Source organism: Corallococcus sp. CA049B (genome assembly GCF_003611685.1).
Classification (GTDB): Bacteria; Myxococcota; Myxococcia; order Myxococcales; family Myxococcaceae; genus Corallococcus; species Corallococcus coralloides.
The window spans coordinates 70630-96275 of sequence record NZ_RAWC01000007.1 but is presented as its reverse complement, the minus strand read 5'-3'; the positions used below and the strand labels follow the sequence as shown (position 1 = coordinate 96275).

The following is a 25646-nucleotide window of genomic DNA, read 5'->3' as shown; positions in this document are numbered from 1 at the left end:
GTATAAGAGACAGGAGTGGGCATCGTCATGTGGAACAAGGCGCCGCCCCTCCAGCTGCGCTCCAGCCCCGAGCAGGGCAACAACGTCTTGGGGAGCCTGGCGTTCAACACCCCCGTGCAGGTGATCGCGCAGATGCCCGGCGGCTGGCTGTCGGTGAGCACGCGGGACGGGCGCGTGGGCTTCGTCTCCGCTGACTACGTCTGGTCCGCGCCGCGCCACCCGATGCCCGAACCGAACGCCCGGCTCCACCGGGTCGTCAGCGGCGTGAGTGGCACGGCCATCGCCATCGCGGAGGCCTACTACGGCGACGTCGCGCACGCCTGGGGCGCGGACCTGCGCTTCTTCGTGGCCGTGCTCGCCCAGGTCAACCGGCGGGCCATTCCCAACACCACGGCGGGCTGGAAGTCGCTCGAGTTCAAGGCCGACACATACATCTGGATCCCCAGCAAGGAGTTCGCCAAGGGGCTGCGCGGCAGCGTCAACTCGGGCTCATACAGCTTCAACGTGGTGGACGCGTTCGCGGCCGGCTTCCAGCGGGTGTCCGAGCTGCTGAGCGACATCTGGGAGGCCATCAAACTGTCGCTGAAGTACATCCCCGAGGCGGTCACCCGGCACGTCGAGCAGGCCCTGCGCACCGTCCTCATCGCGCTCCTGGAGATGGCGGTGGGCGCCATCCTCTTCCTCGCCATCTGCACGGCGGTGGGCGCCGCGCTGGGAGCGCTCGCGGGCGGAGCGGGGGCCGCGCCGGGTGCGGCCGCGGGGTTCGAGGTGGGGCTCGCGCTCCTGGAGTGGATGGGGTTGGCCTTCCTGGCCAGTTGGATCTTCAGCTCGCTCAAGAAGATTGGCGCCGCGTTCGGGAAGTTCTTCAGCAAGGTGTGGGACGCGCGCGGGAACGCGCAGCGGCTGGACGAGGCGGCGCAAGAGCTGGCCGAGACCATCGGGGTCCTCGCGGGCGTCCTGGTCGAGGCCCTGGCGATGTGGGCCGCGGCCAAGGGCGTTGGCGCCGCGCTCAAGGCGCTCAAGGGCACCGCGGTGGAGAAGGCCTTCGGTTCGACCCGGCTTTCGTCCTGGCTCAAGGAACGCGCCGCCAATCACTCGGCGGGCAAGTCCAAGGTGCCCGGCCCCAGCCAGGTCGTAAAGCGCCTGCGTGAGCGCGAAAAGCCTCCCTCGCCGACCATCGCGGAGCTGGCCGAGCAGGCCGCGCCCCTCTACGAGAAGGAGCTGACGCCCGCTCGCAACCTGATTGCACGGGTGTTCAAGGAGATGGGCTCGGTGCAGGCGCGCGCGAAGGATCCCGTCTCCGCGGCCAACCGGTTGCAACGCGCGGTCGACAGGTTCGGGGCGAAGGTCTCCACCGTCCAGGAGGCCATCACCCACCTCTGGGACGCCATTGGGACGCGGCTCGTCCTGTCGGACACCTCACCAGCGGCGATGACGCGGGTGGTGAACCGGCTCGCGGAGGCCATCCGGCTGGGGGAGGTGGAGGTCATCGAGATCAACAACCTCCATGGGCCCGGCGGGAAGCCCTACTTCACCGCCGAGCACCTGGAGGCGTTGCAGATCGCGGCGTTCGAAGGCGGGAAGCCGCCCCTGCGCATCACCGAATCCAAGCTGATGGACAGCGGCTACACGGTGGTGTGCGCCTACCTGAAGCATGGCAACGGGGTCCGGGGCGAGCTGCAGATCATCGGCAAGGAGGTGCTGACGATCGCCAACGCCGAGCACATCCCCTACGACGTGATGCTGGGCAAGCCGCTCGTTCGCAACGTGCCGAAGGCCGCGGAGGTCGAGCTCCAGAACCTGGTCAAGCCCGTGGAGACGGCCATGTCCGCGCTGACCGAGGCGCAGCAGGCGCAATACCTCCAGTACCTCAATCAGGCCTATATCCACGCCCGCATGATGGAGCTCGGGCAGGCGTCCAACACGCCCCCGCTGCCCCCGGGGCTGAGTCCGGTCTTGAGCATCGAACGGATCCAGGCGCTCGAGCGCTCCATCGCGGCCATCAAGGCCAAATACAAGCAACCCTGAGGAGCCCCATGCAGATCGTCCTGAACGAACAGAAGCTGCAACAGGCGATTGGCGCCGCGCTCCACGAGCTGTCGGGGCGCGCGCTCCAGGGCGTGCCCGACACGGGGGCGTTCACCGCGCTGAGCACGCGCTTCGCGGGCGGAGCGCTCGTGGACGGCGTAGGCGATGTCGAGTTCCGCGTGGCCCCACTGACGGGGGACAAGGGCAAGCTGGAGCGCTTCTTCGAGGTGCGGGTCTCCACTCCGAGCGGAGGCAGCCACTCCTCCACCTGGGTGTTCTACGGGAAGACGGCCGCGCTCAAGGATGTGCTCAAGAACGAGGCGGCCCTGAAGGGGAAGATCCGCGCGGCCATCGTGGCGGAGGCGGAGTCCCTCCAGCGCCATGAACTGGCGTGAGGGGTTGGCTCACGCGTCGCTGAAGCTCGCCGTAACGGCGTGATGGTCGGAGGCCGAGCCCACGTCCACCACGTGAGCTACGAGCAGCCGCCGGGCCAGCGCGGGTGAGGCGAAGACGTAGTCGGTGCGGAAGTCGATGACCTCTCCCTCGCGTTGGCGCCGGGCGGTGGCCCACGGGGAGGAGCCTGGCTTGAGGCGCAGCGTATCCAGCCAGCCAAAGGACTCCAGGTCATCGATGACGTCGAAGCGTGGCGGGTGGCCGTACTTGTCCACCCGCGCGCGGCGGACGCGGTCGGCCAGGTCCACCGGATAGGGGTCCGCGCGAGACAGCGAGTTGAGGTCCCCGGCCAGGATGAAGTCCCGGGCACCGAAGGCAGCGGGGTCGATCAGGGAGCGCAGGTAGCGCGCCTCCACGAAGCGCAGGGCCTCATGGTGCGAGTCGAAGTGGGCCGCGAAGAGGGTCAGCGGCTCCGCGCCCGTCTCCAGCTCGCATTCGAGGAGGCAGTGGCCGATGAAGTGGGCATTGGCGTGGGCGCGGACCGAGCGCAGGGGCAAGCGGCTGGCGACGGCGACATGGTAGCGGCTGCCGCTGGGACGGGGACGCGCGGTGCCCAGCCGCACGTGGGCCTCGGTGGCGGGGAGGTCGAGCGCGGCGGCGACCTGACGGAGCCGCTCGCCGTCCTCCCAGCCCAGACACTCCTGCAGCACGAGCACGTCCGGGTTCTCACGGGCGATGAGGGCCAGGAGCAGCGGCATCCGGTCCTCGCCTCCCATCAGGATGTTGAGCGTCATCACCTTCAGCGGCATGCCGGGCAGCCTACCCCTGCGCGATCTTACGGCGGGGCCTTCGTCGGCTGAAGGACTCCGGGGTTGACAGGGCGGGCCCCTGGCCCTCTTAACTCCGCGCGCCACTGCCCTTTCAGGAGCCCCATGAGCCCGCTTCTCCATGACCCCGCTTCGGGTCACCTTCCACAGGACCTGCTCGCCGCCATCCAGGATGCCTATGTGCCGGCCGGGATGACCGTCACGACCCAGGCGGTGCGCGAAGAAGAGAGCGCCGAGTATGGCGCCTGCCGCCTGGGGCTCAATGGCCGGGAGGTCGTCTTCCGTGTGGCCAAGACGACGCCCACCAAGATCGGCCAGTTCGTGACGCTGTGGAAGCGCCCCACCCCTGGCGCGGAGATCGCCCCGCTCGACAGCGATGACGGCGTGGCGATCGTCGTGGTGAGCGTGGCCGATGCGACGCACCGCGGGCAGTTCGTGTTCCCCCGGAAGACGCTGTTGGACAAGGGCGTCATGTCCCGCGCCCAGCAGGGCGGCAAACGCGCCATCCGCGTCTACCCGCCCTGGTCCAAGCCCGTGGTGCCGGAGGCCATCCGCACCCAGAAGTGGCAGCTTCAATACTTCCTCTCGCTGCCACTCGAAGTGGGCACCGGACAGGCCCGGCTCCGCCAGCTCTTCGCCGCGTGAGCCCCCACGCTCAGGGCGCCGTCCTGCGGTCCCAGCCCTCCGCGCCCGAGTCGACCAGCTGGCGCAGCTGGACCTCCAGCCCCGGGGTGAACGGCGGGTAGACGTGCTGTCCCGCATGCCGGAACTCGGTGGCGCGCGCGTAGTCCGAATAGAAGTGCGGCGCCGCCCCCAGGAACACGTCCATGTCGTTCTCCCCCACGATCTGCAACATGGGGAGCGACAACGGCCGGTCCGGGCGGAACAGCCCCTCCTCCTGATGAAGCGGCGAGCGCCAGGGCGACATGGCGACGAAGAAGCGCACCGTTCCCAGGCCCTGGTCCTCTCCACGCGCCTGGAGGTGGAGCGCCACGGACGCCACCGCCGCTCCCTCGCAGAAGCCCGCGATGCCGTCGAAGGGCCCGTACCTCCGCACCACCTCGCGCAGGTATCCCAACGTCAGCGCCCACTGCTCGCGGACCTCCGGGGTCACCTCGAACGCGGTGCCGTGGTGGTGCCGCGCGTAGAGCGCCTCGAAGCCCGCGCGCCACTCGCGGTAGCGAGCCCCCTTGTCGTAGAGCCCCGTGCTGACCAGCTGGCTCAGGCCCACCTGCTCCAGTTGCAGCGCGTTGGTGAAGGCCGGCATCTCGTACGGCGCGTCCGGCACGACGAAGTCCAGATGCGAGCGGTCGATCCACCCGGTCCGCTCCAGCAGGATCCGCGCGAGGCGCGCGTTGGTCCCCTGCCCCGGAAGGAACAACACCCTCGGGCGGCGCGGCACGAACACCGACAGGTCGCCCAGCTGGGGGTGGCGGCTGCGCTGCTCGACGGGCGCGCGCGGGTTGCGGCGGTGCACGAGCGAGAGCGCCGGGCCCAGCAGCGCCCACAGCTCGCGGCCCTCCTCGCCGGTGCCGCCCAGCATGCGGCTGTAGCGCTCCCACTCGGCTTCCCGCTCGACCTGGAAGCGCTCGAAGGGGAGCAGCTCCAGGGTGCGCTCGGACAGCACGCGCTTGGCCGGCTCGATGAAGTCCCACAGCTCCAGCAGCACGCGCTCGGCGTCGGTGCTGGTGGATGACGCGGAGGTGAGCCGGGCCAGGGCGCGCGCATGCGCGTCGCGGTCGTCTCGGAAGTGCACGTAGGCGGGCGCGAAGGCCTGCACGAAGAACGCGTAGCTGGCGCACATCAGGGAGCGGACCCTGCGCGGCACCTGCGCCCCGTCGTTGTAGGTGATGAGGTTCGGGTCGCCGTTGATCCACAACCCCTGCACGCGGCTGCCCTCCCCGAAGAGGCCGAGCAGCACCGAATCATCGGTGTGCGAACCCAGGCACTTGAGGAAGACGTCGGCCTTGAGCGTCTCTCCCGCCTGGGTCACCACGGCGTCGGCGGTGAGGTGGTCCGTCTCTCCCACGACGATGCGCAGCCGGCCCATGCGCTGGGCGAGGAAGTAGAGGTCGGAGCCGGCGGGAACGGTGGACTGGTCCATCGTCCACTCTCCCGTCGCGTCACGCGCCAGGCAGTCCAGAGACTCCACGTCCACGCCACACGCGGCGTAGAAGGGGCGCATCACGCTCACCACGTCGGACACGGGCATGACGCCCTTGCTCGAGTTGAGCAGCCAGTTGCAGAACGTGGAGAGCACCATGTGCTGCTGACGGCACAGCAGCGTCACGTGCCGGGCGCCGTTCTCCAGGGCGGTGCGCATGTTCTCCACGGCGAACGCGCCGTGCCCCACGATGACCACCGAGGCGCCCTGGAACGAGGCCAGCGGCGTGTCGTTGGAGATGCCCAACCCGATGTGCCCCTGGAACGCGTCCTCGCCCGGGAACGTGTGCTGGCGGGGGCGGTGCAGGCCGCCGGTCATCGCGGCCACGCCGGACACGCGCATCCGCTGCGTCCGCCCTGCGCGCTGGTAGGTGACTTCGTATTCGGCGTCCGCGACCTTGCGCACGGCCTGGACGCGCGACTCCAGATACACGGGGCCCAGCAGGGACCCGGCCATGTCCTGACAGCCGGTGAGGATCTCCTGCTGTGAGGGGAAGCTCGTCCTCCAGCTGTGGCCCCCGGGCGACGGCATCGTGGTGCTGTCGAAGTCGTAGGCCGGCGAGTCGATCTGCAGCTTGGACGACGCATTGGCCAGCGTGCGCCAGACGCCGCCCACGCGCGGAGCCGCATCCATCACGACCACGGACGTCCCGGCCTTCTCCAACTGCCGGGCGAAGCTGAGGCCCCCCATCCCCGCGCCAATCACCAGCACCGGCAGCTGGGGCCGGGGCGCCGAGGCCACGGGACGCGCTGCCACGGCGGCGCGAGGCGCCAGGGACGCCAGGTGACGGGCCATCGTGCTGATGCTCGGGTATTCGAAGACGAAGGCCGCCGACAGCTCGACGTTCAGGCGCGAGGCGAGGCGGTTGCGCAGGGACACGCTGCCCAGCGAGTCCAGCCCGCTGTCCAGCAGGGACGCGTCGTCCGCGACAGGCCGCCCCACGGACTCAGCAGCCGCCTGACGGACCATCGCGAGCAGGTCCTCCGCCGCGACGAGGGTGGCGCTCGGAGCGGGTTCGGTCCCCGGCCGGGCCGGACTCCCACTGCCCTTGGGCCGGAGACGGGAGAGCAGCGGCAACTCCAGCCGCAGCCGGCTCCAGTCGATGGGCGAGACGCACACCGCGCCCCGTTTACCGGTGGCCAGCAGCTGCTCCAGCACCTCGGACCCCAGCGCGTCGCTGATGCTGCCGAAGCCTCCGGTCTCCGCGCGCCGGGCCGCGTCGTGCCGCGCCGCCATGCCGCCGTCGGACCAGGCACCCCACTGCACGGACAACACCGGCTCGCCTGCCGAGGACCACTTGCGCGCCAGCACATCCAGGGTCGCGTTCGCCGCCGCGTAGCTGCCTTGCCCCACGGAGCCGAAGACCGCCGCCGCGGACGAGAAGAGCACCAGGAAGTCCGGCGGACTGAACACCTCCCGCAGGTTCCTCGCTCCGTGCACCTTCGCTCCGTAGGCCTGACGCAGCTTCTCCACCGACTGGCTCGGGAGCGTCCCGTCGCTCAGCACTCCGGCCGCGTGGACGACGCCGCCCACCGTGGGCCAACCCGAGTCCTCCAGCCAGGCCTTCGCCTCGCGCACGCTCTCTACACGCGAGACGTCACACGCCACGCTCGCCACTTGTGCCTTCGCGCGCAGTGCTTCCAGCTCCGGCGAAAGCGTGGCTCCCGCCGTGCGCGACAGCAGCAGCACGTGCGTGGCTCCGCGCTCCACCAGCAGCCGGGCCACCACCTTGCCCAGCGCGCCCTGCCCTCCGCTGATGACGTACGTCGCGTCCGGACGCACCTGGAGGCGTTCGGCGGTGCCGATGTCGCTCGTGCGTCGCAGGCGGGGAACCCTCACCACTCCCGCCCCGTCCACCGACAGCTCGTCCTCCGCGTCATCGCTCGTCGCCAGCGTGAGCAGCTTCGCCAGCGTGCTCCCCGCTTGCTCGATGCAGCGCACCCGGAGGTCCGGACGTTCCAGACGGAAGGTCCTCGCCAGGCCCCACAGGCCCGCGTCGTCCTCGCTCCCGGCTTCCGTCACGAATACGCGCCGGTCGGCCTGGGCCGTCTGGAGCAGCCGCAGCCCCAGCGCCACGTCCTCTTCCGCGCCATGGCTCCAGAGCGCCACCGTCGTCCAGCGCTGGTCGGACAGCGCGGCCTGCGCCTGCGCCTCATCCTCCACGACCACCGCCTGCCAGCCCGCGGGCAGTTCTCCTTCCGGTGTCCTTCGCGTCAGCAGCAGGTGTGCGCCGCTACCGCTGGGACGTGTCTCGATTGGCGGAACGGGCGTCCACGCTGTCTCATAGACGCAGGTGGCGGGTGTCGCCTGCTCCACCGGCGCGGCCTTGGCGGCTCCCGGTTTCGATCCGGGCCGGGCCCATCCCAAGGGGACGTGCCGGAACAAGCCGGGCCCTCGTCCCCACCGGAGCGCCTGACTCGATGCCACCCATTGCGGCCCGGCCTCGCCCACGATGCGCTGTGCAAGCTTGAGCAGCGTGGAGCCCGGTCCCAGCTCCACGACCGTCTTCGCCGGCCCTTGCGCCCACGCCGTCTCCACCGCCCGCAGGAACAGCACCGGACTCAGCAGCTGCTCCGCCCAGTACTCCGCCGTGCGCAGCCGCGAAGTCTCCACCGCGCCCGTCAGCGTGGAGATGAACCGCACGCCTTGCGGCTCGCGCAGCTCCACCTCTTCCAGCCGCTGACGGAACGCCGCCGCCGCGGGCGCCATCATCGGTGAGTGGAACGCGTGCGACACCGCCAGCATCGTGTGGGCCACGCCCAGCACTTCCGTGACGAACCGGTGCAGCGCGTCCTTCGGGCCCGCCACCACCGTCGTCGTCCGCTCGTTCTCCGCCGCCACCACCAGCTCCGCTGGCAGCAACGGCCGGACCAGGTCCGCCGGACTCCTCACCGCCGCCATGCCGCCGCGCGGGCACTCCGACATCAGCCGGCCTCGCAGCGCGGCCAGCTCCAGCGCCTGCTCCGCGCTCATCACCCCTGCCACCGCCGCCGCCGCGAACTCGCCGACCGAGTGCCCCAGCACCGCCGAGGGACGCATGCCTCGCGCCTGCCACATCGCCGCCTGCGCCAACTGGAGCGCCACGATGGCCGGCTGCGCGTACTGCGTCTCCTGCACCTGCGCCGCCATGTCCTTGTCGTCGGAGAGCAGCAGCTTCAGCAGCGGCACCTCCACCTTCGACTCCAGGAACGCCGCGTAGCGGTCCAACGTCTCCTTGAAGACGGGGTTGGCTTCGTACAGGCCCTTCGCCGCTCCCGGCACCAGCGAGCCCTGTCCGGTGAACATCCAAAGCACGGTCATTCCCTGCCCCCCACTTCCTTCGCGAACGCATTCGCCCGGCCTGACGCGGCCGCATCCCAGGATTCAAGTACGACGTGAGCATTGGTGCCGCCGAAGCCGAACGACGAGACACCCGCGACGAGCGGCCGCTTCTCACCGTTCCGGCCCAGCGCCGTGGGCCGGGTCGGAATGACGGCGGAGAAGCCCGCGAGGTCGATCTTCGGATTCAGCGTCTTGAAGTGCACGTTGCCGGGCGCTTCCCGGCGGCGCAGCACCTCCACCGCCTTGATGAGCCCCACCACACCCGCGGCGCCCTCCAGGTGGCCGATGTTGCTCTTCACCGCGCCCAGGACCACGGGCTTGTCCCGCTGGGACCCCAGCACGTTCTTCAGCGCTTCGACTTCAATCGGGTCGCCCAGCGACGTGCCGGTGCCGTGGCACTCGACGTAGTCCACGTCGCGTCCCTCCAGCCCCGCCACGTCCAGCGCCTGCCGGATGACCGCCTCCTGCGCCAGGCCATTGGGCGCCGTCAGCGAAGCGCTGCGCCCGTCCTGGTTCACCGCCGTGCCGCGAATGACGGCCAGCACCTCGTCGCCATCCGCCAGTGCGTCACTGAGGCGCTTGAGGACGACCGCGCCCACGCCCTCGCCACGGCAGTAGCCATCCGCGGCCGCATCGAAGGTCGCGCAGCGGCCCTGGATGGACAGCATCTTGGCTGCGGAGCAGCCCACGAACGAGCGGGAGTGCAGCATCACGTTGACGCCACCCACCAGCGCCGCCGAACACACGCCGCCGCGCAGCTTCTCCACCGCCAGGTCCACCGCGACCAGGGACGACGAACAGGCGGTGTCCAGCGTCATGCTGGGCCCCGTGAGCCCCAGCAGGTACGAGATGCGATTGGACGTGATGGACGCCGACGACCCCGCGCCGAAGAACGGATCCGACAGCTGGTCCTCGCCGTTCATGTGCGCCCAGTCGTGGTTCATCTGGCCCACGAACACGCCGATGCGTGACGAGCGCAGGCGCTCCTTGTCGTAGCCGGCGGCATGGAAGGCCTCGTAGGCGACCTCCAGCAGCAACCGCTGCTGCGGATCCATGGCGCGAGCCTCCGCGACCGGGATGCCGAAGAAGTCGTGGTCGAAGCTCTCCACCTCGTTCATGAAGGCGCCGCGCCGGGTGTAGCTGCGTCCCACCGCGTTCGGATTGGGGTCGTACACCGCGTCGATGTCGAAGCGGGACGAGGGGATGTCCGTCACGCAATCCCGCCCCGCGAGCAACATCTCCCACATCTCGTCCGGTGACAGGACGTCTCCGGGCAGACGGCAAGCACGGGACACGATGGCGATGGGTTCCTCGGAGCGCCGCGGCTGCCGCTGCGTCCGGGGGCGAGGGGCTGGCGTGCTCGGAGTCGTGCTCTCCAGCCGTGCGGCGAGCGCCGCGGCCAGCTCCTTCAATGTCGGGTGATTGAGCACGAACACCGCGCCCACCGTGAGGCTCAGTTCGCGGCTGAGGCTCTGGGCCAGTCCGACCGCGCCCAGCGAGTCCAGCCCCTGCGCCATCAGCGGTTCGTCGTCGATGACCTGGCCGCCCGCGGACAGGCCCATCGACTCCGCCGCCACGCGACGCACCAGCGCGACCAGCTCCGCCATCGTCGGGCCGCCCTTGGCCTCCGCGCGCTTCGGGCCCTGCGTCTCGACGCGCCTGGTCCGGAAGCGCGACACCAGCGGCAGCTCCAGTTGCAACCGGTTCCAGTCGATGGGCGAGACGCACACCGCGCCCCGCTTGCCGGCGGCCAGCAGCTGTTCCAGCGCCGCCGTGCCCAACGCGTCACTGATGCTGCCGAAGCCTCCGGCCTCCGCTCGCTTGTAGGCCTCTTGCCGGGCCGCCATGCCGCCGTCGGACCACGCACCCCACTGCACGGACAACACCGGCTCGCCTGCCGAGGACCACTTGCGCGCCAGCGCATCCAGCGTCGCGTTCGCCGCCGCGTAGCTGCCCTGCCCCGAGGAGCCGAAGACCGCCGCCGCGGACGAGAAGAGCACCAGGAAGTCTGGCGGGGTGAAGACCTCCCGCAGGTTCCTCGCTCCGTGCACCTTCGCTCCGTAGGCCTGACGCAGCTTCTCCACGGACTGGTTCGGCAGCGTCCCGTCGCTCAGCACTCCCGCTGCGTGGACGACTCCGCCCACCGTGGGCCAGCCCGAAGCCTCCAGCCAGGCCTTCGCCTCACGCACGCTCTCCGCACGCGAGACGTCGCACGCCACGCTCTCCACCCGTGCCTTCGCGCGCAGCGCTTCCAGCTCCGGTGAAAGCGTTGCTCCCGCCGTCCTCGACAGCAGCAGCACGTGCGTGGCTCCGCGCTCCACCAGCAGCCGGGCCGCCACTGTCCCCAGTGCACCCTGCCCTCCGCTGATGACGTACGTCGCGTCCGGACGCACCTGGAGGCGTTCGGCAGTGCCAATGTCGCTGGTGCGCCGCAGACGAGGGACTCGCACCACTCCCGCCCCATCCACCGACAGCTCGTCCTCCACGTCATCGCTCGTCGCCAGCGTGAGCACCTTCGCCAGCGTGCTCCCCGCGTGCTCGATGCAGCGCAGCCGCACCTCCGGGCGCTCCAGACGCACCGTCCTGGCCAGGCCCCACAGTCCGGCGTCGCCGTCGCTGCCCGCTTCCGTCAGGAACACCCAGCGCTCGGTCTGGGCCGTCTGGAGCAGCCTCAGCCCCAGCGCCACGTCCTCCTCCGCGCCGTGGCTCCAGAGCGCCACCGTCGTCCAGCGCTGGCCCGACACCACCGGCAGCCACTGTTCTTCGTGCTCCGCCATCAGCACCTGCCAACCCGGCGGCGTCGCCCCCTCGATCTTCACGCGCGACAGCAGCAGCCCGGTTCCCTCGCTCCTGACGGGCAGCAGGTTGGGCGCGGGCACCTGGGGCGTCCACTCCGTCTCGAAGAGGCTGTCGTGGAGCTGCGTGTCCACGTTCGCCTGCCGGCACGTCAGCCCCTCCAGGACCGCATACACCTCACCGGTGTCGCCGAAGAGCGTCACCGTTCCCTCCACGCTCCTGGCACCGCGCTCCGTCACCCGGGCGTAGGCCCACAGCTTGCGCGGCTGCTCCTCCACGGAGAACAGCCGGGCGCTCTGGACGCTGAACGGCAGGCAGACGCCACAGGTCTTCAGGCCGCACAGGCCCAGCAACTGGATGCCCGCGTCCAGCGTGGCCGGATGCAACAGCGTCAGGCTCCGATCCACCACGGAGCTGTGCTCCACCTCGATCCGCGCGATGGCTTCCTCTTCACCCAGGTGCAACCGCGTCAGGTTGCGGTAGCCACGACCGAAGTCGGCCCCGAGCCGGGACATCGTCTCGTACACCGCCCCCACGTCCTCCGGAGCGCAGCGGCCGAGCACGGCGTCAACATCCACGTCGCTGGTCATCAGGTCGATGCTGTTCAGGACCCGCGCGGAGCGGCAGCTCGCCACCTTCTCAGGGAAGGCTCCCTGCCCGCCCTCCACGATCCACTGGCCGCCGCTTTCGACACAACGAACCCGAGTGCCTTCACCGCTCACCACGAGCGGACGCGGCATGATGATGTCTTCCACCTGGACGCCAGGGGCCTTGATGCCGTCCGCGCCCTGCTTCAGGAGCGCGGCGCCGCCCAGCAGCGTCAGGTGGCTCGCGGCGGGCACCAGCACCTGCTCCGCGATGCGGTGGTCCTTCCAGCGCTCCGCCTGCTCTCCCGCGAGCACGGCCACGAAGCCGCCGTCCTCCTTGCGGCTCAGGAACGGATGCGGCAGCCGCCGCCACGGCAGGAAGCGCGGCGCGTACTCCATGCGCGCCCGCCGCTCCGCCACCGCGCCAGCGTACGACTCCAGCACCACGTGGGCGTTGGTTCCGCCGAAGCCGAAGGACGACACGCCCGCCACGAGCGGTCGCGTGTCCCCCTTCTTGCCCAACGCCGTTGGCGCCGTCGGGATCACAGCGGGGAAGCCGCTCAGGTCGATCTTCGGATTCAGCGACTGGAAGTGCACGTTGCCAGGCGCTTCCCGGCGGCGCACCACCTCCACCGCCTTGATCAGACCGGCCACTCCGGCCGCCCCTTCCAGGTGGCCAATGTTGCTCTTGATCGCCCCCAGCACCACGGGCTTCTCGCGCCGCTCCCCCAGGACGGTCTTGAGCGCCTCGACTTCAATCGGGTCGCCCAGCGACGTGCCGGTGCCGTGGCACTCGACGTAGTCCACGTCGCGCCCCTCCAGCCCCGCCACGTCCAGCGCCTGCCGGATGACCGCCTCCTGCGCCAGGCCATTGGGCGCCGTCAGGGACGTGCTGCGTCCATCCTGGTTGACCGCCGTGCCGCGAATGACGGCCAGCACCTCGTCGCCGTCCGCCAGCGCGTCACTGAGGCGCTTGAGGACGACCGCGCCCACGCCTTCGCCCCGGCAGTAGCCGTCCGCGGAGGCGTCGAAGGTCGCGCAGCGGCCCTCGGAGGACAGCATCTTGGCGGAGCAGCAGCCGACGAAGGTGCGGTGGTGCAGCATCACGTTGACGCCGCCCACGAGCGCCGTCGAACACACGCCGCCGCGCAGCTTCTCCACCGCCAGGTCCACCGCGACCAGGGATGACGAACAGGCGGTGTCCAGCGTCATGCTGGGCCCCGTGAGTCCCAACAGGTACGAGATGCGGTTGGACATGATGGAGGACGACACGCCGGCCCCGAAGAAGGGGTTCTTCGCCTCGGTCTCCCCGCAGACGATCATCCAGTCCTGATTGGCGACCCCGACGAAGACGCCCGTGGGGGAGCCTCGCAGGCGCTTCTTGTCGTAGCCCGCATCGTGGAAGGCCTCGTAGGCCACTTCGAGCAGCAGGCACTGATGCGGGTCCATCGCCCGCGCCTCCGCGACCGGGATGCCGAAGAAGTCGAGGTCGAAGCTCTCCACCCCGCTCATGAAGGCGCCGCGCCGCGTATAGCTGCAGCCCGCCACGTCCGGGTTGGCGTCGAACACCTCGTCGATGTCGAAGCGGGAGGACGGAATCTCCGTCACGCAGTCCCGTCCCGCGAGCAGCATCTCCCACAGCTCGTCCGGGGAGCGGACGTTGCCGGGCAGACGGCAGGCGGTGCCCACGATGGCGATGGGCTCCTCGGAGCGCTGCATCCGAGGACGCGGAGCCGGGGTGCTCGACGCCGAGTTCTCCAGCCGTGCGGCGAGCGCCGCGGCCATCTCTTCCAGCGTCGGGTGATTGAGCACGAACACCGCGCCCAGCGTCAGGCCCAGCTCGCGGCTGAGGCTCTGGGCCAGTCCGACCGCGCCCAGCGAGTCCAGCCCCTGGGCCATCAGCGGCTCGTCGTCGATGACCTGGCCGCCCGCGGGCAGGCCCATCGACTCCGCCGCCGCGCGACGCACCAGCGCGACCAACTCCGCCATCGTCGGGCCGCCCTTGGCCTCCGAGCGCTTCGGGCCTTGCGTCTCGACGCGCCTGGTCCGGAAGCGCGACACCAGCGGCATCTCCAGTCGCAGCCGGTTCCAGTCGATGGGCGAGACGCACACCGCGCCCCGCTTGCCGGCGGCCAGCAGTTGCTCCAGCACGGCCGTACCCAGCGCGTCACTGATGCTGCCGAAGCCTCCGGCCTCCGCTCGCTTGTAGGCCTCTTGCCGGGCCGCCATGCCGCCGTCGGACCAGGCACCCCACTGCACTGACAGCACCCGCTCTCCCGCTGCCGACCACTTGCGCGCCAGTGCGTCCAGCGTCGCGTTCGCCGCCGCGTAGCTGCCCTGCCCCACGGAGCCGAACACCGCCGCCGCGGACGAGAAGAGCACCAGGAAGTCCGGCGGGGTGAAGACCTCCCGCAGGTTCCTTGCTCCGTGCACCTTGGCCCCGTAGGCCTGACGCAGCTTCTCCACGGACTGGTTCGGCAGTGTCGCGTCGCTCAGCACTCCCGCCGCGTGGACGACTCCGCCCACGGAGGGCCAGCCCGAAGCCTCCAGCCAGGCCTTCGCCTCGCGCACGCTCTCCACACGCGACACGTCACATGCCACGCTCGCCACTTGTGCCTTCGCGCGCAGCGCTTCCAGCTCCGGCGAAGGCGTTGCTCCCGCCGTCCTCGACAGCAGCAGCACGTGCGTGGCTCCGCGCTCCACCAGCAGCCGGGCCGCCACTGTCCCCAGTGCACCCTGCCCTCCGCTGATGACGTATGTCGCGTCCGGGCGCACCGACAGCTTCTCGGCACTTCCGACATCCGCGCAGCGCCGCAGGCGGGGGACTCGCACCACTCCCGCCCCATCCACCGACAGCTCTTCCTCCGCGTCATCGTTCGTCGCCAGCGTGAGCAGCTTCGCCAGCGTGCTCCCCGCGTGCTCGATGCAGCGCAGCCGCACCTCCGGGCGTTCCAGGCGCACCGTCCTGGCCAGGCCCCACAGTCCGGCGTCGCCGTCGCTGCCCGCTTCCGTCAGGAACACCCAGCGCTCGGTCTGGGCCGTCTGGAGCAGCCTCAGCCCCAGCGCCACGTCCTCCTCCGCGCCGTGGCTCCAGAGCGCCACCGTCGTCCAGCGCTGGCCCGACACCACCGGCAGCCACTCCGCCTCGTCCTTCACCACCAGCGCCTGCCAGCCGGAGGGCAGCGGTCCCTCGACGGCCTCACGCATCAGCAGCAGGTGCGCGCCGTCCTGTTCCGGATGCAGCCGTGGCGTCGCAGCCGACGTCACCCACTCCGTCTCGAAGACACTCTCTTGGACTCGCGTATCCACGCTGGCCTGCCGGCACGTCAGGCCCTCCAGGATCGCGTACACCTCGCCGGTGTCACCGAAGAGCGTCACCGTTCCTTCGACGCTCCTCGCGCTGCTCGCTGTCACCCGGGCGTAGGCCCACAGCTCGCGCGGCTGCTCCTCCACGACGAACAGCCGGGCGCTCTGGACGTTGAAGGGCAGGCAGACCCCGCAGGTCTTCATTCCCCACAGGCCCAGCAGCTGGATGCCCGCGTCCAACGTCGCCGGGTGGATCAGCGTCAGGCCCCGGTCCATCACGGACGGATGCTCCACCTCGACCCGCGCGAGGGCCTCTGCCTCGCCCAGGTGCAGCTGCGTCAGGTTGCGGTAGCCGCGTCCGAACTGCACGCCCTGGCGAAGCAGCAAGCCATACAGCGCCTCCACGTCCGCCGGAGCACACCGGCTCCGGACGGCTTCGACCTCCACGTCCGCCCGAGCGGCCTCGGCACTCCCCAGGAGGCGCGTGGCCCGGCAGCTCGCCACGAACTCACGGCTCCCGGCCCGCTCCTCCTGCACGCTCCACTGGCTGCCATTGGCGACACAGCGGACGATGCTCGCTCCGCCCACCACCAGCGGACGGGGCATCACCACGTCCTGGACCTCCACGCCCACGGACCGGGAGGCATCGCGCCCCTGCTTCAGGAGCGCGGCGCCGCCCAGCAGCGTCAGGTGGCTCGCGGCGGGCACCAGCACCTGCTCCGCGATGCGGTGGTCCTTCCAGCGCTCCGCCTGCTCCCCCGCGAGCACCGCCACGAAGCCGTCTTCCTCCTTGCGGCTCAGGAACGGATGCGGCAGCCGCCGCCACGGCAGGAAGCGCGGCGCGTACTCCAGGCGCGCACGCCGCTCCGCCGCCGCGCCGGACTTCCCGTACGACGCCAGCACCACGTGGGCATTCGTTCCGCCGAAGCCGAACGACGACACACCCGCCACGAGCGGCCGCGTGTCCTCCCCTGTCGCCAGCGGCGTCGCGCCCGTCGGAATCACGGCGGGGAAGCCGTTCAGGTCGATCTTCGGGTTCAGCGACTGGAAGTGCACGTTGCCGGGCGCTTCCCGGCGGCGCACCACCTCCATCGCCTTGATGAGGCCCACCACGCCGGCCGCGCCCTCCAGGTGGCCGATGTTGCTCTTGATCGCCCCCAGCACCACCGGCTTCTCGCGCCGCTCCCCCAGCACGCTCTTGAGCGCGCCGACCTCGATGGGGTCGCCCAGCGACGTGCCGGTGCCGTGGCATTCGACGTAGTCCACGTCGCGCCCTTCCAGGCCCGCGACCTTCAGCGCCTGCCGGATGACCGCCTCCTGCGCCAGGCCGTTGGGCGCCGTCAGCGAGGCGCTGCGTCCGTCCTGGTTGACCGCCGTGCCGCGAATGACGGCCAGCACCTCATCGCCGTCCGCCACGGCATCGCTCAAGCGCTTGAGGACGATGGCGCCCACGCCTTCGCCACGGCAGTAGCCATCCGCGGCCGCGTCGAAGGTCGCGCAGCGGCCCGCGGGCGACAGGGCCTTGGTGGCACAAGCGCTCACGAACATGCGGTGGTGCAGCATCACGTTGACGCCGCCGACCAGCGCCAGGGAGCTGATGCCGTTGCGCAGCTTCTCCACCGCCAGGTCCACCGCCACCAGCGACGAGGAGCAGGCGGTGTCCAGCGTCATGCTGGGGCCCGTGAGTCCCAGCAGGTACGAGATGCGATTGGAGGCAATGGACCCGGAGACGCCCGCGCCGAAGTGCGGGCTATGGGCCTCATGGTCGCGGCCCATCGTGGTCCAGTCGTCGTTCGCCAGACCGATGTGCACGCTCGTCGGTGAGCCCTTCAGCCGCTTCTTGTCGTAGCCCGCGTCGTGGAAGGCCTCGTAGGCGACCTCCAGCAGCAGGCGCTGCTGCGGGTCCATGGCCCGCGCTTCGGACACGGAGATGCCGAAGAAGTCGTGGTCGAAGCCCTCCACCTCGTTCATGAAGGCGCCGCGCCGGGTGTAGCTGCGGCCCGCCACGTCCGGGTTGGCGTCGAACACCTCGTCGATGTCGAAGCGCGACGCCGGGATGTCGGTGACGCAGTCCTTGCCGGCGAGCAGCATGGCCCACAGGTCGTCCGGAGAACGGACGCCCCCGGGCAGGCGGCACGCGCGGCCCACGATGGCGATGGCCTCCGTGCCCTGCTCCCGGGCGGGCGGGGCCAGGAGGTCGCGCTCGATGCGCGCGGCGAGGGGTTCAACGTGCTTGTGGAGGAGGTTGAAGTGGTGCCCGTCGCTCCGGATGAGCTCCATCCCCGGGCACATCGCGCGGCAGCGCTCCAGCGCGCCCGCGTCATCCTGGAAGGAGCGCGACGCCTCACGCATCATCTCCGACTGGCGCTCCCACGGCGGAATCGCGCACTGGAAGACGAGCACCGGCGAGCGGACCACGTCCGACGGCGTGTAGTGCTGCACCAGCAGCTCGAAGGGCGCGGGGCCCTCCGGCGCGACGAACGGCGGCATGTGCCGGGGGTCCAGCATCACGACCCGGGCGAGCTTGCCTTCGCGCTCCAGCTGCAGGCCCATCTCGAACGCGACGGCCGCGCCGAAGGACAGGCCTCCGACGGAGTAGGCCTCACCCGGCGCGGTGCGCTCCATGGACAGGCGCAGCTCCGCGGCGATCCCTTCCAGGTTCGTCACCGCCGGGTCGATGACCGCCGGGATGCCCGGCATGGCGGCGTAGACCGGCACCGACATCGCGGCGGCCAGGGCCCCGAAGGTCTTCTCCGCCGTGCCCATGACGCCGCCGACGAGGAAGAGCGGCGGGCCCTGGGTGCGGCCGTTCAACAGCGTCCACAGCCCCTCGGGGTCCGCCGTGGGCGCGGACCGGGCCTGGAGCTGTTCGAACAGGTGCTGGGTGACGTCCTCCTCGGTGGGGTAGTTGAAGGCGAAGTGGACCGGCAGCTCCACCGTGTCCGGAAGACGTGCCAGCAGCTGCCGGCGGAACTGCACCAGGTCCAGCGAGGAGAAGCCCGCCTCCATGAAGGAGCGGTTGACCTCCACCGAGCTGGACGGAATGAACTGGAGGACGCAGTCGCGGACCAGCTGCTGCAACGCCAGACGGCTCCAGGTCTGCCGCTTCGTCGAGCCACCCGGCCCCGCCAGCAGCTCGAAGCGAGGGCCCTTCAGGGTGAGCCGGCTCCAGTCGATGGGCGAGACGCACACCGTTCCCCGCTTGCCCGTGGCCAGCAACCGCTCCAGCACGGCCGTGCCCAGCGAGTCGCGGATGCTGCCCAGTCCCTCGGCTTCCGCGTGCTTGAACGCCTCGTGCCGCGCCGCCATGCCGCCGTCGGACCACGCGCCCCACTGCACCGACAGCACGGGCTCGCCCGCTGACGACCACTTCCGCGCCAGCGCGTCCAGCGTCGCGTTCGCCGCCGCGTAGCTGCCCTGCCCCGCGGAGCCCAGGGCCGCCGCCGTCGAGGAGAAGAGCACCAGGAAGTCCGGCGGGCTGAACGCGTCCCGCAGGTTCCGCGCCCCGTGCACCTTCGCTCCGTAGGCCAGCCGCAGCTTCTCCGCGGACTGGTTCGGCAGCGTCCCGTCGCTCAGCACTCCCGCCGCGTGGACGACTCCGCCCACGGAGGGCCAGTCCGACGTCTCCAACCAGGCCTTCGCCTCGCGCACGCTCTCCACACGCGACACGTCGCACGCCACGCACTCCACCCGCGCCTTCGCCCGCAGCGCTTCCAGCTCCGGCGAAAGCGTTGCCGCCGACGTCCGTGACAGCAGCAGCACGTGCGTCGCCCCGCGCTCCACCAGCAGCCGGGCCACCACCTTGCCCAGCGCCCCCTGCCCTCCGCTGATGGCGTAGGTCGCGTCCGGACGCACCGGCAGCTTCCCGGTGCCCTCCAGGCCCGTGCAGCGACGCAGCCGGGGAACCCGCACCACCCCGGCCCCGTCCACCGACAGCTCGTCCTCCGCGTCATCGCTCGAAGCCAGCGAGAGCACCTTCGCCAGCGGACCGTCCGACTGCTCGATGCAGCGCACCCGCAGGTCCGGCCGCTCCAGCCGGGACACGCGCGCCAGGCCCCACAGGCCCGCGTCGTCTTCGCTGCCCGCGCCGGTCACGAACGTCCATCGGTCGGCCTGGGCCGTCTGGAGCAGCCGAAGCCCCAGCGCCACATCCTCTTCGGTGCCGTGCCCCCAGAGCGCCACCGTCGCCCAGCGCTGGCCCGACACCACCGGCAGCCACTCCGCCTCGTCCTTCACCACCACCGACCGCCATCCCTCGGGGAGCGCTTCGGCCAAGGCCTCACGCGTCAGCAGCAGGTGCGCGCCGGCCTTCCGGGCGCCCTCCGTCGAGGGAGGCAGGGGCATCCACGTGGTTTCGTAGACGCAGTTCGCGGGGGTGACCTGCTCCACGGCGGGAGCGGACCTGGGCGAGGCGAACTTCGACACCGGCTTGTTCCAGCCCAGCGGCACGTTCCGGAACAGCCGAGGCCCCGGGCGCCAACGGGTCGCCTGACTCGACACAACCCAGCGCGGCCCCGCTTCGCCCATGCTCCGCTTCGCCAACTGGAGCAGCGTGGAGCCCGGCCCCAGCTCCACGACCGTCTTCGCCGGCCCTTGCGCCCACGCCGTCTCCACCGCCCGCAGGAACAGCACCGGCTTCAGCAACTGCTCCGCCCAGTACTCCGCCGTACACAGCCGCGAAGTCTCCACCGCGCCCGTCAGCGTGGAGATGAACCGCACGCCTTGCGGCTCACGCAGCTCCACCCCTTCCAGCCGCTGGCGGAACGCGTCCGCCGCCGGCGCCATCATCGGCGAGTGGAACGCGTGCGACACCGCCAGCATCGTGTGCCCGACGCCCAGCACTTCCGTAACGAACCGGTGCAGCACTTCCTTCGGGCCCGCCACCACCGTCGTCGCCCGCTCGTTCTCCGCCGCCACCACCAGCTCGGGTGGCAGCAACGGCTGGACCTGATCCACCGGTGCCCGCACCGCCGCCATTCCACCGCGCGGGCACTCCGACATCAGTCGGCCTCGCAGCGCGGCCAGCTCCAGCGCCTGCTCCGCGCTCATCACCCCTGCCACCGCCGCCGCCGCGAACTCGCCGACCGAGTGCCCCAGCACCGTCGAGGGACGCATGCCTCGCGCCCGCCACATCGCCGCCTGCGCCAACTGGAGCGCCACGATGGCCGGCTGCGCGTACTGCGTCTCCTGCACCTGCGCCGCCATGTCCTGGTCGTCGGAGAGCAGCAGCTTCAGCAGCGGCACCTCCACCTTCGACTCCAGGAACGCCGCGTAGCGGTCCAGCGCGTCCTTGAAGACAGCGTTGGCTCCGTACAGGCCCTTCGCCGCTCCCGGCACCAGGGAGCCCTGACCCGTGAACAGCCAGAGCGAGTCCGCGGGCGGCGGCTCCTGGCTCAGCGCGGGAGCCACATAGGACTCCAGCACCACGTGGGCGTTGGTGCCGCCGTACCCGAACGAAGAGACGCTCGCCACCAGGGGAGCCCCCGTCGTTCCCAGCGCCGTCGGCCGGGTGGGGATGACGGCCGCGAAGCCCTCCAGGTCGATCTTCGGGTTCAGCGACTTGAAGTGCACGTTGCCCGGCGCTTCCCGGCGACGCAGCACCTCCAGTGCCTTGATGAGGCCCACCACACCCGCGGCCCCTTCCAGGTGGCCGATGTTGCTCTTGATGGCCCCCAGCACCACCGGCTTCTCACGCCGCTCACCGAGGACGTTCTTCAGCGCTTCGACTTCAATCGGGTCGCCCAGCGACGTGCCGGTGCCGTGGCACTCGACGTAGTCCACGTCGCGTCCTTCCAGCCCCGCCACGTCCAGCGCCTGCCGGATGACCGCTTCCTGCGCCAGGCCATTGGGCGCCGTCAGCGAAGCGCTGCGCCCGTCCTGGTTCACCGCCGAGCCGCGAATCACCGCGAGCACCGGGTCCCCGTCCGCCAGCGCGTCGCTCAGGCGCTTGAGCACGACGGCGCCCACGCCTTCTCCGCGGGCGATGCCGTTGGCGGCGCTGTCGAAGGTCGCGCAGCGGCTGTCCACGGACAGCATGCGCGCCTGACAGGTCATCACGTAGGGCGTGGCGCTCAGGATCATGTTGGCGCCGCCGGCCACGGCCATGCGACACGCGCCCGAGCGCAGCTTGGTGATGGCCGCATCCACCGCGACCAGCGACGACGAACAGGCCGTGTCCACGGTCATGCTCGGGCCGGCGAGGTCCAGCGCGAAGGAGATGCGGTTGGAGGAGATGGACGGCGCGGAGCCCGTGCCCGCGTAGTCGGTGACGTGGCCGAAGTCCGTCATCCAGTCGTAGTTCATCTGCCCGATGAACACGCCCGTGGAGGAGCCGCGCAGGCGGTCCTTGTCGTAGCCGGCGGCGTGGAAGGCCTCGTAGGTGACCTCCAGCAGCATGCGCTGCTGCGGATCCATGGCGCGCGCCTCCGCGACCGGGATGCCGAAGAAGTCGTGGTCGAAGCTCTCCACCTCGCTCATGAAGGCGCCGCGCCGCGTGTAGCTGCGGCCCACCGCCTCCGGGTTGGCGTCGTAGATTTCGTCGATGTCGAAGCGCGACGCGGGGACCTCCGTCACGCAGTCCGTCCCGCCCAGCAGCATCTCCCACAGATCATCCGGAGACAGCACGTCCCCCGGCAGCCGGCACGCGCGGCCCACGATGGCGATGGGCTCCGCCGCGTCCACCGCCGAGGCCTCGCGCCGCACTGGAGCTCGCGGCGCCACGCGCCCGGCCCGGTACGCGGCGAGCTTCACCGCGCTCGGGTGGTTGAAGACCAGCGTGTAGGAGAGGCGCGTGTTCCAGGCCGCCGACAGCAGGTTCACGAGCCGCACGGCGAACAGCGACGACAGGCCCTGCTCCGCCAGGTTCTGCGTGGCGGAGAGCGCATTGGCCGGCACGCCCAGCACCTGCGCGGCGAGTTGCAGGATGAGCGCGACCTCGCTGTTGCCCTCCACCGGCTCGCTGTCCTGGGTGCGAGCCTGCGAGGCCATCGCCAGCTGCCGCAGCGTGCGCGTGTCCACCTTGCTGTTGGCCGTCAGCGGGAGCGTTTCGAGGACGCGCCAGCGCTGCGGCACCATGTAGTCCGGAAGGTACTTCTCCGCGTGCTGCCGCAGCGCCTCCTCCAGCGCCTGCGCATCCGTGCCCGGCTCCCGCACCGTCACGAAGCCGACGAGCCGGCCGCCCTCCCCAGGCAGGTGCACGACGGCGGCGCGCTGCACCGACGGCAGCCGCTCCGCGCAGTGCTCGATCTCGGCCAGCTCGACGCGGTGGCCGCCCACCTTCACCTGCGAGTCCTTGCGGCCGACAATCTCAATCTCGCCGTTGGGCAGGTAGCGGCCCAGGTCGCCCGTCGCGTACAGCCTTCCGAACGGGGTCGCGGCGAGGAACTTGCTGGCCGTGAGCTCCGGGTCGCGGAAGTAGCCGCGCGCCAGGCCCACGCCGCCGATGTAGATGTCCCCGACGACGCCCGCCGGCCTGTAGCCGAACCGCGCGTCCAGCACGTGCATGGTCTGGTTCGACAGGGGCCGTCCGTAGGGGACCAGCTCCGTCCCCAGCTCGCGCGACTGCCGGGTGATGACGTGGAAGTTGGACCAGATGGAGGCCTCCGTCGCGCCGCCCAGGGCCACGAGGTGGAGGTCCGGGAACTGGGACAGCGCGTGGTCCGCCATCGTCATGCTGATGGCGTCGCCGCTGAGCATCGCGACCTTCAAGGGCAGCGCCGCGCCCGGCGGACGCGCGGCGATCAGCATCTCGAAGGAGGTGGGGACGGTGTTCCAGACCGTCACCTGGTGCTGGTGCAGCTGCTGCCACCAGTAGTCCGGATCCCGCGTCCCGTCCGGCTTGCAGACCACCACCGTGCCCCCGGCCCCCAGCGTCCCGAAGATGTCCCAGACGGACAGGTCGAAGCTGAGCGAGGAGATGGCGAAGGTGACCGTCCGCGCCCCCAGCCCGAAGCGCGCGTTGATGTCCAGGCACGTGTTGACCGCGGGGCCGTGCGAGATCTCCACGCCCTTGGGCGCGCCCGTCGAACCGGACGTGAAGATGACGTAGGCCAGGTCCTCCGGATCCACCGACACGGGCGCAGGCACGCGCCCGGCCTCCCGGGCCGCCAGCGTCAGGTCCACGCTCAGCGTGAGGATGGCGTCCGAGCCGCCCTGCGCGCGATGCCAGCCACGGTCCTCCGACACGCACTTGTCCTGCACCAGCGCGATGCCACAGTCCGCCACGGTGAGGATGCTCCGCAGGCGATCATCGGGGTGGCTCGGGTTGAGCGGCAGGTAGTACGCGCCGGTCAGCAGGATGGCCGTCGTCGCGACGACCTGCTCCCACCCCTTCTCCATCACCACGGCCACGCAGGAGCCCCGGCCCACGCCGGCATCCTGCAAGCGCACCGCGGCGGCGCGCACCAGCGCCATCAGCTCCGCGTACGTCAGCCGGACGTCCTGGTCGATGACCGCCAGGGCCCCGGGCGTCGCCTCCGCGGCCCGCAGCACCAGGCCGTGCAGCAGGCGCGGCAGCTGGCCATCGAACTCCACGTGCGTCTGGTTCGCGCCCACGCGCAGCGCCAGCACCTCGGGAGGAAGCACGGAGGGGCTCAGGTCGCCCTGGGCCACGCGCTCCAGCTGGTGCCGGAAGCAGTCCAGCATGTCGCGCATCTGCTCGCGGTCATGGACCTGGCTGTCGTAGTCCCAGTTGATGCGCAGCTCGCCGTCCAGCTCGTAGACCTGGTGGTCCAGGGTGATCTGCGGCGTCTGCGTCTGCTGGAAGTGGAGGCCCGTGCTGCAGCCCGCGAAGTCCACGGGCGAGTCGATGATGCCGAGGAAGGACGTGAAGACGATGGGGAAGCTCAGGTGCGGATCCGCGCGGTGCTTGCGCAGCATGCGGACGCCCTCCAACCCGCTGAGGTCGCCGTGCTCGAGTCCCTGGCTCAGCTCGCGGTGGATGGCGAGCGCCCGCTCCGCGAGGCCCGTGTACCGGCCCGTGATGGGACACAGCAGGACGTTGGTGAACTCGCCGACGGTGCCGGTGAAGTCGTTGCCGAGCGACACCGGCCGCTCCGACATGGTGACGGTGACCGTGAAGTCCGGCTCCTCGGCATAGAGCCCCAGCACCTCCGAGAAGACGGCCAGCAGCAGCGCGTTGGAGGTCACCTGCAGCGCGCTCGCGTGGGCCTTGAGCGCGTTCCAGCGCTCGGTGCCCAGCGCGATGGACTCACGCTGGAAGTCCACGCCCTGCCCACTCCCACCCTTGCGGCGCGGCAGCTGCGGCGGCGGGGGAATCGCGTCCAGCCGGGCCGTCCAGTAGTCCAGCGACGCCGCGGAGACCTGCTTCGTCCCCAGCTGGTCGCAGTAGTCCCGGAACGCGAGCGCGTCCGGCTCGGCCACTGACGAGACGTCTTGCCGCAGGAGCGCGGCATAGCGCCGGGCGACCTCGCGGCAGAGGATCATGGCGCTGGTGGCGTCCATGAAGAGCATGTCGAGCAGCAGGTGGACGCGGACGGTGCGCGCGTCCACGCGGCTCAACTGGAGGTCCCAGTGCAGGTTCGTCCGGGAACGGAACGCCGTCATGCACTCCTGGCGTCGCTGCTCCAGGTCCACCACCGGGAGCGCCTCCAGCCGCACGGGCTCGCGTCGCTCGGGCTCCGGGAGGACACGCTGCCGGGTGCCCTCCACGATGACCGCGTGCAGCATGGGGTGCCGCGCCACGACCCGGCGGACCGCCTCCTGGAAACAGGCGACGTCCAGGTCGGTGATGTCGAACTCGGAGTAGACCTGACAGGGACAGTCCTGGCTGGCGCCAATCACATAGGACACCTGCATCGGCGTGAGCTCGAAGGTCTCATCCGCGCCGGAAGGCCTGTTCTCATTTCTCAGATTTGAAGACACGGACTCTTCAAGTCTGGGAATGAGCGCCGCCGCCTGCGCCACGGTCAGGCCATAGAGCACCTGATACGACGGCATGGGCGAAAGCGAGCCGCGCACGCGAGTCGCCGTCAGCGAATCCATGCCCAGGTTTCCGAGCAGGACCCCTGATTTGCGTTCGAGTTCAGCGGGCGCGACGCCCATCAATGAAGCAAGAAATTCAACGGGCGTGAGCGTGCGCGACGGCTGCGTCATTTCCGGGTCCCCATCCCCAAACAGCAGATCGAAAAGCGGGCTCGGCTTAGCAATGACGGAAAGTGAACACAAGAACCAGGAGGGTCACGAAAGCTCCTGGCACATGGCTCG

At 70.6% G+C, this 25646-nt stretch carries 6 protein-coding genes; 3 read left to right on the top strand and 3 right to left on the bottom strand.

What is annotated here, in order from left to right:
- Positions 1-15: 15 nt before the first annotated feature.
- Together D7W82_RS02845 and D7W82_RS02840 are read left to right on the top strand one after the other, a co-directional pair.
- The gene (locus D7W82_RS02845; RefSeq protein WP_233587256.1) at positions 16-2028 is read left to right on the top strand and encodes an SH3 domain-containing protein; all 2013 of its coding nucleotides are present in this window, start codon (positions 16-18) and stop codon (positions 2026-2028) included.
- An 8-nt stretch (positions 2029-2036) separates the two neighbouring features.
- Positions 2037-2423 (top strand): hypothetical protein, encoded by a 387-nt coding sequence (locus tag D7W82_RS02840; protein WP_120616840.1) that lies wholly within the window; start codon positions 2037-2039, stop codon positions 2421-2423.
- A gap of 9 nt (positions 2424-2432) precedes the next feature.
- Here the strand turns inward: D7W82_RS02840 and D7W82_RS02835 are convergent, their stop codons facing one another.
- Positions 2433-3230, bottom strand: a complete 798-nt coding sequence (locus tag D7W82_RS02835) for an endonuclease/exonuclease/phosphatase family protein (protein WP_120616839.1) — start codon at positions 3228-3230, stop codon at positions 2433-2435.
- A 123-nt stretch (positions 3231-3353) separates the two neighbouring features.
- Here D7W82_RS02835 and D7W82_RS02830 point away from each other — a divergent pair, with 123 nt between their 5' ends.
- The gene (locus D7W82_RS02830; RefSeq protein WP_120616838.1) at positions 3354-3893 is read left to right on the top strand and encodes a MepB family protein; all 540 of its coding nucleotides are present in this window, start codon (positions 3354-3356) and stop codon (positions 3891-3893) included.
- 10 nt (positions 3894-3903) lie between these two features.
- Here D7W82_RS02830 and D7W82_RS42285 read toward each other — a convergent pair whose 3' ends face one another.
- Positions 3904-8712 (bottom strand): SDR family NAD(P)-dependent oxidoreductase, encoded by a 4809-nt coding sequence (locus tag D7W82_RS42285; protein WP_120616837.1) that lies wholly within the window; start codon positions 8710-8712, stop codon positions 3904-3906.
- Entirely contained in the window at positions 8709-25535 is a 16827-nt protein-coding gene (locus D7W82_RS41240) for a non-ribosomal peptide synthetase/type I polyketide synthase (RefSeq protein ID WP_233587255.1), read from the bottom strand. The genes D7W82_RS42285 and D7W82_RS41240 overlap by 4 nt, the downstream gene beginning before the upstream one ends.
- Positions 25536-25646 lie beyond the last annotated feature (111 nt).